Origin of the sequence: Streptomyces sp. NBC_00557 (assembly GCF_036345995.1) — a bacterium.
In the GTDB taxonomy this organism is placed as follows: Bacteria; Actinomycetota; Actinomycetes; order Streptomycetales; family Streptomycetaceae; genus Streptomyces.
Window position 1 is genome coordinate 4,015,902 of record NZ_CP107796.1, and the last position, 13,508, is coordinate 4,029,409.

Below are 13,508 nucleotides of genomic sequence, written 5' to 3' on the forward strand. Positions count from 1 at the left end.
TGCGCGTACGGTCACGGAACGGGCACCGCGCTTGACGTGCCAGGACCCTCGGGCAGACTTGGCCGGGAATGACACATTCGATCAAGGCCCGTGCGAAGAGCGAAGGCGCCGGACGGCCGATGGGGGACGCGGAGAGATGAGCCAGGACGGCGCACACGGCCGGTACGCGGGACGGGCCCTGGCCGGCGGCCGCTACCAGCTGCGGGACCTGCTCGGCGAGGGCGGCATGGCCTCGGTGCACCTGGCCTACGACGCCGTGCTCGACCGCCAGGTGGCGATCAAGACGCTGCACACGGAACTCGGCCGGGAACAGGCGTTCCGCGAGCGCTTCCGCCGCGAGGCCCAGGCCGTGGCCAAGCTCACGCACACCAACATCGTCTCCGTCTTCGACACCGGCGAGGACGATCTGGGCGGCATGACGACGCCGTACATCGTCATGGAGTACATCGAGGGCCGCCCGCTGGGCTCGGTCCTCGCGGAGGACATCCGGCAGTACGGCGCGATGCCCGCCGACAAGGCGCTGAAGGTCACCGCGGACGTGCTGGCCGCACTGGAGATCAGCCACGAGATGGGGCTGGTCCACCGCGACATCAAGCCGGGCAACGTGATGGTGACCAAGCGCGGCGTGGTCAAGGTCATGGACTTCGGCATCGCCCGCGCCATGCAGTCCGGTGTGACGTCGATGACACAGACCGGCATGGTCGTCGGCACCCCGCAGTACCTCTCGCCCGAGCAGGCCCTCGGCCGCGCCGTCGACGCCCGTTCCGATCTGTACTCGGTCGGCATCATGCTGTTCCAGCTGGTCACCGGGCGGCTGCCGTTCGACGCGGACTCGCCGCTGGCGATCGCGTACGCGCACGTGCAGGAGGAACCGGTCGCCCCCTCCTCGATCAACCGCGCGCTGCCGCCCGCGGTGGACGCGCTCGTCGCCCGCGCGCTGAAGAAGAACCCGAACGAGCGGTTCCCGAGCGCGGAGGCCATGCGCGACGAGTGCCTGCGCGTCGCCGCGTCCCTCCAGGCGGCCGCGCCGAGCATCGTGCCCGGCGCCGGGCCGACGCAGAGCGGCGCGGGCGTCGGCTCCGCGGTGTTCCCGCCGGTCGACCGCAGCGCCCAGGCGGCCCCCGGCCCGGTGCAGACGCCGTACCAGCCGGGCCCGTACGGCGCACCGCAGACACCGGTGGCGGGGTACGGCTACCCGCAGCAGGGCCCGCAGAGCGGCTACCAGACGCCGCCGCCCGTGGGCTACGGCCCGCAGGCCCCGCAGGCCGCGTCGACCCCGCCGCCGTACGTCATCTCGGGGCAGCCGTCCGTCCCGGGCTCCGGCGGGGGCAAGAGCAACAAGCCCGTGATCATCGGCTCGGTCGTGGTGTCGCTCGTCGCGGTCGTCGCCCTGGTCGTGGCGCTCACGCTGAACAACAACGGCAGTGACGACAAGGGCGGCAGCGGCGGCGCGAGCGCCTCGGCGTCCTCCCACCCGTCGGGCTACCGCGCGCCGGACAGGACCCGGGTGATCGACCCGGCCAAGTGCACGGATCCGACGGAGTCCTACAACGACGAGACGAAGGTCCTGCTGCCGGACTTCCGCTACAAGGACATCAACTCCGTGAAGAAGTGCCTCCAGGCCGGGCACTGGAAGTACAAGACCACCCGCCAGGACGACAACACGTGGGAAGACGGCACCGTCCTGGACCAGTTCCCCGCCCCCAACACGGAGGTCGACCCTAAGAACCCGGGCACCATCGAACTGACCGTCTCGACGGGCAGGCCGGCCTAGAAGACACGGCTCCGAAGGCTCCGCGGGACGGGGCCGCAAGGGACGGCGAAGGGCCCGGCGCCGATGCGCCGGGCCCTTGGCCGTGTACGGCTCCGCGGGCGCGTCCCGCCCGCCCGTACGTCCTCTTACGGGTACGCGCCGCTTGCCGGTGCGCACCGCTCACGGGTACGGCAGGTACGTCCGCTTACAGGTAGGGACCGCCCGAGCGGCCCGCGGTGCGGTGGTCGTCGCCGCCCTCATGTCCGGTCATGCCCGGCGGCAGCGCGCGGCGCATCTGCTCCAGCTGGGCCCGCGCGGCCATCTGCTGGGCGAACAGCGTGGTCTGGATCCCGTGGAAGAGGCCCTCCAGCCAGCCCACCAACTGCGCCTGGGCGATCCGCAGTTCCGCGTCGCTCGGGGTGACGTCGTCGGTGAACGGGAGCGAGAGCCGCTCCAGTTCCTCCACCAGCTCCGGGGCCAGGCCGTCCTCCAGCTCCTTCACCGAGCTGGCGTGGATCTCCTTGAGCCGCACCCGGCTCGCCTCGTCCAGGGGAGCGGCGCGCACCTCCTCCAGGAGCTGCTTGATCATGCTGCCGATCCGCATGACCTTGGCCGGCTGTTCCACCTGCTCCGTGACCGGGGTCTCACGGGACTCGTCGTCCCCGTTGCCGCCGCCGAGCGCCATCCCGTCCTGGCCCACGACGAGGATCTGGGGATTCTCCGGCGACCGTTCGTTCCTCGGCATCTCCATGCCGCCATTCTCTCGCACCCGTACACCTCATCACCGTGGTGCCCCCTCGTGGGGGTGATCCACCGTTTAGACCCGACGGCCCATCCTGAAATGTCCGGCTCGCCATTGAATGTGAGGCTGGATCCGTCGGTCATCCGGCCGTCCGCCCCTCCACCTGCCCCATCGACCCGGCTTCCATTCCCAGCCCCCTCCCCTTGCCCCCCTTGTCCATCCGCCCATCGCTCCCGCCATCGGGCTCCAGGAGGTCACCGACGTGACTCCATGGCTGCGCACATCACTCCGCTGCGTACGGCTGCTGCCGCTCGTCCTCGCCGTGTCCCCGCCGGCGTACGGCACCGTCACCGCCCACACCACGCCCGCGTACGCCGCCCACCCCGGTCCGAGGACATCCCCCGATTCCCCGCACCGGCCCGCCCCGCACGACACGGCCCAGGCCCCTCCGGCCCGCCCGGAGCGGGCAGAGCACGGGAAGCACGCGGGGCGAGCGGACCGCGGCGACTCAGAGCCGTCGGAGGGCGGCGCCGGTTCGATGAGTCCCGGCCCCGATCACTTCGGGTTGCCCGTGCCCGGCCGCACGCCGATACCCCCCATACCCTCGGACTCCGCCTCCGCCTCGTACCGTCCGACGACCGTCGAGCCGACCCGCGCGGGCAGCCGGCCCGGCGAAGGGCGGATGCGGCCCGGACGGCCGGACGGTCCGGCGGCCGAGGTCGAGGGCGACGACCCCATACCCACCGCCACCCCCAGCAGCCACCAGGCGGAGGAACCCGAGACCGCGGACCTTCCGACCGCCACCCCGACCCCCTCGAACACCCCCGGTTCGGCCGGCCTCCACCGGCCCCCGCCCCAGAACGCCGCCCCCCAGGGCGAGACCGACCAGCCGGTCCTGCAGACACTCCCGCTGGGCAGCGGCCTGGTCCTCATAGGCCTGGGGCTGGCCCTGGCCCTGCTGGGCCTCAGACTCCGCAGAGACTGACCACCAGCCCCGGAAAACACCCCTCGCGGGACCACCGTCCCGTCAGCCGTCTCCCGGCGTTACGACGTCACCAGCAGCACTTTCCCCACGTGTCCGCTCTCCTCCACCACCCGGTGCCCCTCGGCCGCCTCCGCCATCGGCACCTCGCGGTCCACGACCGGACGGACATGCCCGCCGGCGACCAACGGCCACACGTGCTCCCGCACCGCCGCCACGATCGCCGCCTTCTCGCTCAGCGGCCGGGCCCGCAGCGAGGTCGCGCTGATCGCGGCCCGCTTGTTGAGCAGCGTGCCGATGTTCAGCTCACCCTTGACCCCGCCCTGCAGGCCGATGATCGCGAGCCGTCCGTTGACGGCGAGCGCCCGCACATTGCGGTCCAGGTACTTGGCCCCCATGTTGTCGAGGATCACATCGGCCCCCGCGCCATCGGTGGCCCGCTCGATCTCGGCGACGAAGTCCTGCTCCCGGTAGTTGATCAGGATGTCCGCGCCCAGCTCGGCACACCGCTCCAGCTTCTCCTTGGTGCCGGCGGTCACCGCGACCTTCGCCCCGACGGCCTTGGCGAGCTGGATCGCCATGGTGCCGATGCCGCTGGACCCACCGTGCACCAGCAGCGTCTCGCCGGGCCGCAGATGGGCGATCATGAACACGTTGGACCAGACGGTGCAGACCACCTCGGGCAGGGCCGCGGCCTGACTGAGGCCGACACCCTCGGGCACGGGCAGCAGCTGCCCGGCCGGTACGACGACCTTCTCGGCGTAACCGCCGCCCGCGAGCAGCGCGCACACCTCGTCGCCGACGGCCCAGCCGGACACGCCGGGACCGAGCGCGGCGATCCTGCCGGAGCACTCCAGGCCGGGGTAGGGGGAGGCCCCGGGCGGCGGGTTGTAGAAGCCCTGCCGCTGCAGGATGTCCGCACGGTTGACGGCGCTGGCCACCACCTCGACCAGCACCTCGCCCTCACCGGGCGCCGGGTCGGGCACCTCTGCCCACACCAGCGCCTCGGGACCACCAGGTTCGGGAATCGTGATCGCATGCATGCCCGTGACGCTACTCCCCACGACTGCGCCCCCGAGGCAGACCCGCTCGCCGGCGTCTATGGCGTGGGTTCCGGACGTTTCACGTGAAACACACCTCGATTCCCGCGGTCGCCCACGGCAGTTCGAGCAGCTCGGTCTCCTCGCCCTGCCGGGCGCCACCGGGCGGTACGACGGCCAGCGCGTCGGCGGCGGCGATACCGCGGAGCATGGCCGGCCCGTTGTAGTGCAGCGGTACGGCATGGTCGCCGCGCAGCACCACGGGAATCAGCCGGGTGTCGTACGGATGCCCCTGAACGGCGTCGCTGAGCGGCAGCGTGTACGGCTCGGGGGCCGGGTGGGCGGCCAGGGTGCGCACCAGCGGCTCGGCGAGCGTCAGCAGGCCGGACACGGCCGCGAGCGGGTTGCCGGGCAGACCGACGAGGTACTGGGCGTCCTTGGTGCGGGCCAGCAGCATGGGGTGGCCGGGGCGCACCTTCACGCCGTCGACGAGGAGTTCGGCGCCGAGGCGCTCCAGGATGGGGTGGACGTGGTCGACGGGACCGCCTGCCGTACCACCCGTGGTGACGATCAGGTCGGCCGCGGAGCCGCCGACGGCCTTGCGCAGGGCCTCGGCGTCGTCGCCGATCCGGCGTACGGAGATCACCTCGGCGCCGAGGGCGCGCAGCCACGGCGGCAGCATCGGGCCGAGCGCGTCCCGGATCAGCCCGTCGTGGGGCAGCCCCTCGGTCAGCAGTTCGTCGCCGAGCACGAGGACTTCGGCACGCGGTCGCGGTACGGCGGTGACGGTGTCGTATCCGGCCGCCGCGGCGAGGCCCAGGACGGCCGGGGTGACCCGGGTGCCGATGGGCAGCAACTGGTCGCCGCTGCGGCACTCCTGGCCACGCGGGCGGATGTCCTGCCCGTGCTCGATCTCCCGCGTGGCGTGCAGTCGCCCCTGCGCGTCGGTCCGTCCGTGCTCGCTGCGCAGGACGGCGGTGGTGTCGGCGGGGATGCGGGCGCCGGTGGCGATGCGGACCGCCTCGCCGTCGGTGAGCGGTTCGGGCTGGGCGTGCCCGGCGAGCACTCCCTCGTCGCGCACCTCCCAGGGGCCGGGTCCGGCGACGGCCCAGCCGTCCATCGCGGAGGTGTCGAAGGAGGGCAGGTCGGTGAGCGCGTCGAGCGGGGCGGCCAGCACCAGGCCGAGGGCGTCGCCGAGCGGCACGGAGACGGGGGCGCGGCGCGTCCCGGCTCGTGCGGCGCGGGCGGCGATCTCGCGGGCCCGGTGCCAGGGGGCGGCCCGGTGCCGGTGGTCGCCGGGCGTCTCGGACCCCGGGGCGGGGGGCCGGTCCGTGTGGCCGTCCTTGGCTTCCCTCACGAGGGCCAGCGCCTCCTCGACGTCGAGGTCGTCGCCGTCCTCGGCGGGCGCCGCGGCGCGCGTTCCCGGGGCGGTCATCCGGCGTCCGGGGCGCTCGGGCCCCCGCTGCTCGCTTCCTTGCCCCCGGCGTTCTCTTCCTCCCAGCGCAGCGCGAGCGCGGCGGCCTTGCGGGCGGCTTCGGCGACGGTCTCGGGGCCGCCCTTGCCCTGCGCGGCGGCGTAGCCGACGAGGAAGGTGGTCAGCGGGGCTGCGGGCCGGGCCACGCCGTGCGCGGCGTCACGGGCCAGGTCGAGCAGGACGCCGGTGTCGACGTCGAGGTCGATGCCCAGCTCGTCCTTGACTGCGGAAATCCATTCATCCAACACGTGCCCATGCTCCCTGATGCGTGCCCTGGCGTTGACGAGGTCGTCCCAGGTGTCGCAGTCGAAGGACGCGAGCGGGTCCGGGACGCGGGTGAGCTTGAGGGCGCCGGTCAGCCGGCGCAGGGGCAGTCCGCTCAGGCCGTCGGGCCCGGCCGCGAGGTCGGCCAGCTCGCGGCGGAGCACGGCGGTGCGGTAGGCGGCCACGAGCGGCTGGTCGCGGCCGTCGGCGTCGGTGAGCAGCGCACCGTCGGCCCCGGTGTCGCCGAGAGCGGCCAGCAGGCGCCGCAGCGTGGCCGGCCGGAGGAACGGCAGGTCGGCGGAGAGGACGACGGCGTGCTCGGCCTCGGCGAGCCGCAGTCCGGCCTCCAGCGCGGCGACCGGTCCGGCCCCGGGCGGCTCCTCGCGCGCCCACAGCACCGGCCGCGCGGTGGGCCGTCGGTCGGCCACCACCACGGTCGTCCCGGCGTCCGCGCAGGCGGCCAGGACCCGGTCGAGCAGTGGCCGGCCCCCAACTCGCAGACCGGGCTTGTCGGCCCCGCCGAGCCGTCGGGCGGCGCCTCCGGCCAGCACGACGGCGTCGTACGGCATGGGCGTCGCCGGCGCGGCGGGGGCGTTGTCGGTCACCCCCCGAGTATGTCCCGGGAGGCGCCGCTTTGTATCTCCCGCGGGGCCTTGCCCGCAGGCCCCGCGAGTGTCACAGCGTGCGCAGGAGCACCGCGGGCTGCTCCACGCAGTCCGCCACATACCGCAGGAAGCCGCCGGCCGTGCCGCCGTCGCACACCCGGTGGTCGAAGGTCAGCGAGAGCTGGACGACCTGGCGCACGGCGAGCTCGCCCTCGTGCACCCAGGGTTTGGGGACGATCCGGCCGACGCCGAGCATCGCGGCCTCGGGGTGGTTGATGATCGGGGTGGAGCCGTCGACGCCGAAGACCCCGTAGTTGTTCAACGTGAAGGTCCCGCCGGTGAGCTCGCCGGGTGTCAGCGTCCCGGCGCGCGCGGCCTCGGTGAGCCGGGCGAATTCGGCGGTCAGCGCCTCGGCATCGCGCGCGTGAGCGTCCCGGACCACCGGCACGACGAGCCCGCGGTCGGTCTGTGCGGCGAACCCGAGGTGCACATGGTCGAGCTGGACGACCTCGCGGGCCTCGGTGTCGACGAAGGAGTTCAGCTCGGGGAACCGGGCGAGGGCGGCCGTGCAGATGCGGGCGAGCAGCGCGATGAGGGAGATCTTCGGCCCGCCCGCCGCGTTCATGGCGGCACGCGCGCGCATGAGCTCGGTCGCGTCGGCGTCGACCCAGCAGGTGGCGTCCGGGATCTCCCGGCGGCTGCGGGAGAGCTTGTCGGCGACGGCGCCGCGGACGCCCTTGAGCGGGACGCGGGTGCCTGCGGCGCGCGCACCGGGAGCGGCGGCGGGCGCCTGCCGGGCGGGGGCCGCGTGGGCGTCCTGTGCCGCGGGTGCCGCGGCGGCCTTGGCCCGCAGCGCGTTCTCGACGTCCGCGCGCAGGATCAGCCCGTCAGGGCCCGAACCGGCCAGCTGCCGCAGGTCCACACCGCCCTCCCGGGCGAGCCGGCGGACCAGGGGGGAGATCACGGGCACCGGGCCCTCGGCATGGGGTGCGCCCACGCGCGCGTGGGCGGTCCCGCCGGCTGCCGTACCCGTCGGCGCGGCAGGCGCCGGAGCGTCCGCCCGGGCTGCCCCGGCGGCCGCGTCCGGGCTGTGCCCTCCGTCCGGGCGCGTCCCCCGGGGCGCGCTCGCGGTACGGCCCGTCCCGGTACTGCCGTTCGCGGCGGCCGGACCCGTCGGCGCCGGCCGCACCCTGCGGCGCCGGGCCGGGGCCTGTGACGTGCCGTATCCGACCAGGACGTTGCCGGATCCCTCGCCGTCCCCGGAGGGGGCCTGCGGGCCCACGGCCACCGTCAGCAGCGGTGCGCCGACCGGCAGTTCGGTGCCCTCCTCGCCGAGGAGGGCGGTGACCACGCCGCCGTACGGACAGGGCACCTCGACCATCGCCTTGGCCGTCTCCACCTCGACGACCGGCTGGTCGACGTCGACGACGTCGCCGACCCGGACCAGCCAGCGGACGATCTCCGCCTCGGTGAGGCCCTCGCCGAGGTCGGGGAGCTTGAACTCCAGCACCTGTGCCATCAGCCCTCGGCCTCCCACTGCAGCCGGGCCACGGCGTCCAGAATGCGGTCGACGCCGGGCAGATGGTGCCGCTCCAGCATGGGCGGCGGGTAGGGGATGTCGAAGCCGGCCACGCGCAGCACCGGCGCCTCCAGGTGATGGAAGCAGCGCTCGGTGATCCGGGCCGCGATCTCGCCGCCCGGCCCGCCGAACCCGGTGGACTCGTGGACGACGACCGCGCGTCCGGTGCGCCGTACGGCCGCGCAGACCGTCTCGTCGTCGAACGGCACCAGCGAGCGCAGGTCGATCACTTCCAGGTCCCAGCCCTCGGCCTGCGCGGCCTCGGCGGCCTCCAGGCAGACCGGCAGGGAGGGACCGTAGGTGATCAGCGTGGCGCTGCTGCCCGGGCGGCGGACGACCGCCCGTCCGATGGGCTCCACGTCCGTGGGGTGCTCGGGGTTCCAGGAGTCCTTCGACCAGTACAGGCGCTTGGGCTCCAGGAAGACGACCGGGTCGTCGGAGGCGATGGCCTGGCGCAGCAGTCCGTAGGCGTCGGCGACCGTCGCGGGCGTGACGACGTGCAGGCCCGGCGTGGCCATGTAGTAGGCCTCGGAGGAGTCGCTGTGGTGCTCGACGCCGCCGATGCCGCCGCCGTAGGGGACGCGCACGGTGATCGGCAGGGGCATCCTGCCGCGCGTGCGGTTGCGCATCCGGGAGACATGGCTGACGAGCTGCTCGAACGCCGGGTAGGCGAACGCGTCGAACTGCATCTCCACCACCGGCCTGAGGCCGTACATGGCCATGCCGACGGCGGTGCCGAGGATGCCGGCCTCGGCGAGCGGGGTGTCGGTGCAGCGGTCCTCGCCGAACTCCTTGGCGAGGCCGTCGGTGATCCGGAAGACACCGCCGAGGGTGCCGACGTCCTCGCCCATGACGTGCACGGCGGGGTCGGCGGCCATCGCGTCGCGCAGCGCGCGCGTGAGGGCCTGCGCCATGGTGGCGGGCTTGACGGCGACGGTGGTCATCGGGCGCCGCCTTCCTGCGCGCCGTGCTGCTCCTGCTCGGCCTCCAGCTCGGCCCTGAGCAGGGCGCGCTGTTCGCGCAGCTGGGCGGTGGTCTCGGCGTAGACGTGGTCGAAGAGGGCCATCGGGTCCAGCTCGGGATCGCGGTTCATGCGTTCACGCAGGGAGGCGGCCATCGCCTCGGCGTCCTGGCGGGCGGCCTCGATGCCGGCCTCGTCAAGCAGTCCGCGCTCGGTCAGCTCCGCCTCCAGCAGCTCGATCGGGTCGTGGGCGCGCCACGCCTCGACCTCGGCGTCGCCGCGGTAGCGGGTGGCGTCGTCGGCGTTGGTGTGGGCGTCGATCCGGTAGGTCACCGCCTCCACCAGGGTCGGTCCGCCGCCCGCACGCGCCCGCCGTACGGCGTCGCTGAGGACCTCATGCACGGCCGCGGCGTCGTTTCCGTCGACCAGCCGGCCCGGCATGCCGTACCCGACGGCCTTGTGGGCCAGGGAGGGGGCGGCGGTCTGCTTGGCGAGCGGGACGGAGATCGCGAAGCCGTTGTTCTGCACGAGGAAGACGACCGGGGCCTGCCAGACGGCGGCGAAGTTCAGCGCCTCGTGGAAGTCGCCCTCGCTGGTGCCGCCGTCGCCGACCATGGCGAGGGCGACGACGTCGTCGCCCTTGAGGCGGGCGGCGTGCGCGAGGCCCACGGCGTGCGGCAGCTGTGTGGCCAGCGGGGTGGACAGGGGGGCGACGCGGTGTTCGTAGGGGTCGTAGCCGCTGTGCCAGTCGCCGCGCAGCAGGGTGAGGGCCTCCACGGGGTCCACACCGCGGGCGACGACGGCGAGGGTGTCGCGGTAGCTGGGGAAGAGCCAGTCGCGCTCTTCGAGGGCCAGGGCGGCGGCGACCTCGCAGGCCTCCTGGCCGGTGCTGGAGGGGTAGACGGCGAGGCGGCCCTGCTTGGTGAGCGCGGTGGCCTGCGTGTTGTAGCGGCGGCCGCGCACCAGCTGGGCGTGGAGCCGGCGCAGCAGGTCGGGGTCGGCCTTGGCGACCGCCTCGGTGCCGAGGACGCGGTAGGGCTCGGCGTCGGGCAGCAGCGGCGCGGGGTCCGTACGGGGCTGCCAGGCGGGCGGCGGCGATGGCCGGTACGCGCCCCGCTGCTCCAGAACCGTCATGACGGCACCTCCTCGTGGGAGCGGCTACGAAGGCGCATCGGCTGTGAGGCGCCTCACCAACCGATTGTTCGGTCGCCGGCACATTTTGGCTACAGGCGGCTCCAGGCTGTGGACAAACGGTTCTCCACAGCCTGCAATGAACGCAGGACGTCCACGGCGAGGGAGCGGGGGGCAATGGCAGCTGAACAAATGGCCGACGGACCGCAGAACGGTGCCGCGCTGCCGCCGCCGCGCCCGCTGGACGCGATCGACCAGGACATCCTGAAGATGCTGCAGGCGGACGGCCGCGCCTCCATACGGTCGGTCGCCGAACGGGTCCACGTATCGCGCGCCAACGCCTACGCGCGCATCAACCGGCTGGTCGAGGACGGCGTCATCCGCGGGTTCAGCGCGCGCGTGGACCACGAGCGGGCGGGGCACGGCACCTCGGCGTACATCACGCTGAAGATCGTCCAGAACACCTGGCGCACGGTCCGCGAGCAGCTCAGACAGCTGCCCGGCGCCTCCCACATCGCGCTCGTGGGCGGCGACTTCGACGTGCTGCTGCTGGTGCACACGCCCGACAACAGGGCGCTGCGCGAACTGGTGCTGACCCGGCTCCAGGCCATCCCCGAGGTGCTCAGCACCCGCACGCTGCTGGTGTTCGAGGAGGAGGACGTGGAGCCGGAGGCGTGAATCCGGGGCGGCCGGTGCCGGCTCTGCTTCAGGCCCGGTGCCGGCTCTGCTTCAAGCTCCGTGTCAGCTCTGCTTCAGGCCCGCGAAGGCCAGCCGTACGACCGCGTCGGCGACCTCGCGTTCACCGGCGCCCCGCGGGTCCGGCCGGTACCACTCCACGATCGAGTTGATCATCCCGAAGACCAGCCGGGTGGCCAGCCGGAACTCCACGTCGCCGCGCACGTCCCCGTCCGCCGCCGCCGCCTTCAGCAGCTGCGCGACCCGGTGGTCGAAGTCGCGCCGCCGCTCCAGCGCCCACCGCTCGGTCGCGGTGTTGCCGCGCACGCGCAGCAGCAGCGTCACGTACGGCAGCTCGCGGATGAGCACCTCGACCATGCGCCGTACCACGTGCTCGAGGCGGTCGACGGGCCGCCCCACGCGCGCGTGCTCCTCGTCCAGGATCGCGAACAGGCCGTCCAGGGCACGGCTGACGGCCCGCCGCAGCAGCTCCTCCTTGCCGCTGACGTGGTGGTATATCGACGACTTGGAGATGCCGGCCGCCTTCGACAGGTGCTCCATGGAGGTGCCGTCGTAACCGCGCTCGATGAAGACCTGGACGGCGACGGAGAGCAGCGTCTCGGGCGTGTAGGTGTCGCGCTTGGCCGTGGTCATGACGTGCCCTCCCGCTTGTCCTCGACGGCGTACGCATGGCGGTAGAGCGCGAGGGAGGGCGCGTAGCGTCCGGAGGGGTCGCGCTCGTGCATCTCGTCCAGGACGTCGAAGGCGAACGTGCGGCCGAGCCTGCGGTCCCACTCGAACGGGCCGAGGGGGTAGTTCACCCCGAGGCGCATCGCCGTGTCGATGTCCTCCTCGGTGGCGACGCCCTTGGCGACGGCGTCGTGGGCGAGGTCGATGATCCGGGCGACCGTGCGCGCGACGATCATGCCGGGGACGTCGCCGATGACGCTGACGTCCTTGCCGAGGGCCTGGAACAGGCCGGTGGCCTCGGCGAGGGTCTGCGGCGAGGTGTCCTGCGAGGCGGACAGGGCGATGCGGGTGGCGGTGCGGTAGTCGAGGGCGAGGTCGAAGTAGACGACGTCACGGAACTCCACGGAGGTCTGGCCGTCGGCGAGGACCAGCTGGCCACCGCTGGGCAGGACCAGCCGGGTGCCGTTGTCCTCGTCCTCCTCGCGGACCTGGATGCCCGCCTCGCGGATCAGCGTGAGCAGCTCGGCCGCCGGGCCGAGGCCGCCCTCGGCGACGACGTACGCGGGCGGCTGCTCCTTGTCGGCGGTGTGCGGCTCGGGCCGCTCGGCGCCTTCGGTGTGGTCGTACCAGCCGTGCCCGGTCTTGCGGCCGAGGCGGCCGGACTCCACCAGCCGGCGCTGCGCCAGGGACGGGGTGAAGCGCACGTCCTGGAAGAAGGACTGCCACACGGAGCGGGTCACGGACTCGTTGACGTCCTGGCCGATCAGGTCGGTCAGCTCGAAGGCGCCCATCTTGAACCCGCCCGACTCGCGCAGGACGGCGTCGATGGTGGCCGGGTCGGCGGCCTGCGCCTCGTAGACCGCGAAGGCCTCGGCGTAGAACGGCCGGGCGATCCGGTTGACGATGAAACCCGGGGTGTCGGCGCAGGCCACCGGGTTCTTGCCCCAGGCGCGGGCCGTCTCGTACGCGCGCGTGGCCGACGTGACGTCGGTGGCGAACCCGGAGACCACCTCGACCAGCGGCATGAGCGGGGCCGGGTTGAAGAAGTGCAGGCCCACGAAGCGGCCCGGATGGCGCAGGGCGCCGCCGATGGCCGTCACCGACAGCGAGGAGGTGTTGGTGGCGAGCAGACAGTCCTCGGCGACGATCTTCTCCAGCTCGCCGAAGAGCTCCTGCTTGACGTCCAGCCGCTCCAGGACGGCCTCGACGACCAGCGCGCAGTCCGCCAGGTCCGCGAGGCTCTCCACGGGCGTGAGGCGGGCGCGGGCCGTATCCCGGTCGGCGGCGTCAAGCCTGCCCTTCTCCACGAGCCGGTCCAGACGGGCGCCGATCGCCGCGGCCGCGTCCCGGGCACGCCCGGCGACGGCGTCGTACAGCCGCACGGGGTGGCCGGCGACCAGCGCGACCTGGGCGATGCCCTGGCCCATGGTGCCGGTGCCGACGACCGCGACGGGGCTGCTGAGGTCGAGTGCTGTCATGTGCGCGATCCTCCCGCACGACGTTTTCCACAGATGCGGCAGGCCCCCTTGTCCCGACCGATCGTTCGGTTACTCTAGCCCTGACCGTCCCGCCCGTCACCCGCCACCGACAAGAACGAGGCGCTTCGCGCCGC

Annotated in this window: 12 protein-coding genes; 3 read left to right on the forward strand and 9 right to left on the reverse strand. The window is 73.4% G+C overall.

All coding sequences use genetic code 11. The features are described 5' to 3' along the window. Nucleotides 1-136: 136 nt before the first annotated feature. Nucleotides 137-1,774: a Stk1 family PASTA domain-containing Ser/Thr kinase gene (locus tag OG956_RS17180; RefSeq protein ID WP_330338854.1), complete on the forward strand. Its 1,638-nt coding sequence runs from the start codon at nt 137-139 to the stop codon at nt 1,772-1,774. Between the two features lie 184 nt (nt 1,775-1,958). Here OG956_RS17180 and OG956_RS17185 read toward each other — a convergent pair whose 3' ends face one another. Beyond that, nucleotides 1,959-2,504: a bacterial proteasome activator family protein gene (locus OG956_RS17185; RefSeq protein WP_330338855.1), complete on the reverse strand. Its 546-nt coding sequence runs from the start codon at nt 2,502-2,504 to the stop codon at nt 1,959-1,961. A gap of 253 nt (nt 2,505-2,757) precedes the next feature. On the opposite strand from OG956_RS17185, the gene OG956_RS17190 reads away from it, so the two are divergent. After that, the gene (locus OG956_RS17190) at nt 2,758-3,480 is read left to right on the forward strand and encodes a hypothetical protein (protein ID WP_330338856.1); all 723 of its coding nucleotides are present in this window, start codon (nt 2,758-2,760) and stop codon (nt 3,478-3,480) included. Nucleotides 3,481-3,539: 59 nt separating this feature from the next. Here OG956_RS17190 and OG956_RS17195 read toward each other — a convergent pair whose 3' ends face one another. From OG956_RS17195 to pdhA, 6 genes are all read right to left on the reverse strand, one after another. Then, nucleotides 3,540-4,520, reverse strand: coding sequence for an NAD(P)H-quinone oxidoreductase (locus OG956_RS17195; RefSeq protein WP_330338857.1), 981 nt, complete (start codon nt 4,518-4,520; stop codon nt 3,540-3,542). A gap of 79 nt (nt 4,521-4,599) precedes the next feature. Then, the gene (locus tag OG956_RS17200) at nt 4,600-5,952 is read right to left on the reverse strand and encodes a molybdopterin molybdotransferase MoeA (RefSeq protein ID WP_330338858.1); all 1,353 of its coding nucleotides are present in this window, start codon (nt 5,950-5,952) and stop codon (nt 4,600-4,602) included. After that, the gene (locus tag OG956_RS17205) at nt 5,949-6,860 is read right to left on the reverse strand and encodes an NTP transferase domain-containing protein (protein WP_443065571.1); all 912 of its coding nucleotides are present in this window, start codon (nt 6,858-6,860) and stop codon (nt 5,949-5,951) included. Before OG956_RS17205 ends, OG956_RS17200 begins: the two co-directional genes overlap by 4 nt. Nucleotides 6,861-6,930: 70 nt before the next feature. Beyond that, on the reverse strand, nt 6,931-8,379 hold the full coding sequence (locus tag OG956_RS17210; RefSeq protein ID WP_330338859.1) for a dihydrolipoamide acetyltransferase family protein: 1,449 nt from the start codon (nt 8,377-8,379) through the stop codon (nt 6,931-6,933). Beyond that, on the reverse strand, nt 8,379-9,383 hold the full coding sequence (locus OG956_RS17215; RefSeq protein WP_330338860.1) for an alpha-ketoacid dehydrogenase subunit beta: 1,005 nt from the start codon (nt 9,381-9,383) through the stop codon (nt 8,379-8,381). Before OG956_RS17215 ends, OG956_RS17210 begins: the two co-directional genes overlap by 1 nt. Continuing rightward, nucleotides 9,380-10,534, reverse strand: coding sequence for a pyruvate dehydrogenase (acetyl-transferring) E1 component subunit alpha (gene pdhA / locus OG956_RS17220; protein WP_330338861.1), 1,155 nt, complete (start codon nt 10,532-10,534; stop codon nt 9,380-9,382). The genes OG956_RS17215 and pdhA overlap by 4 nt, the downstream gene beginning before the upstream one ends. 189 nt (nt 10,535-10,723) lie before the next feature. Between pdhA and OG956_RS17225 the strand changes: the two genes are divergently transcribed. Further along, nucleotides 10,724-11,209 carry an Lrp/AsnC family transcriptional regulator gene (locus OG956_RS17225; RefSeq protein WP_330342870.1) on the forward strand — a complete coding sequence of 162 codons (486 nt, stop codon included), beginning with the start codon at nt 10,724-10,726 and terminating at the stop codon, nt 11,207-11,209. A 63-nt stretch (nt 11,210-11,272) separates the two neighbouring features. Here the strand turns inward: OG956_RS17225 and OG956_RS17230 are convergent, their stop codons facing one another. Together OG956_RS17230 and OG956_RS17235 are read right to left on the reverse strand one after the other, a co-directional pair. Next, nucleotides 11,273-11,860, reverse strand: coding sequence for a TetR/AcrR family transcriptional regulator (locus OG956_RS17230; protein WP_330338862.1), 588 nt, complete (start codon nt 11,858-11,860; stop codon nt 11,273-11,275). Beyond that, on the reverse strand, nt 11,857-13,374 hold the full coding sequence (locus tag OG956_RS17235; RefSeq protein ID WP_330338863.1) for a 3-hydroxyacyl-CoA dehydrogenase: 1,518 nt from the start codon (nt 13,372-13,374) through the stop codon (nt 11,857-11,859). Before OG956_RS17235 ends, OG956_RS17230 begins: the two co-directional genes overlap by 4 nt. Nucleotides 13,375-13,508 lie beyond the last annotated feature (134 nt).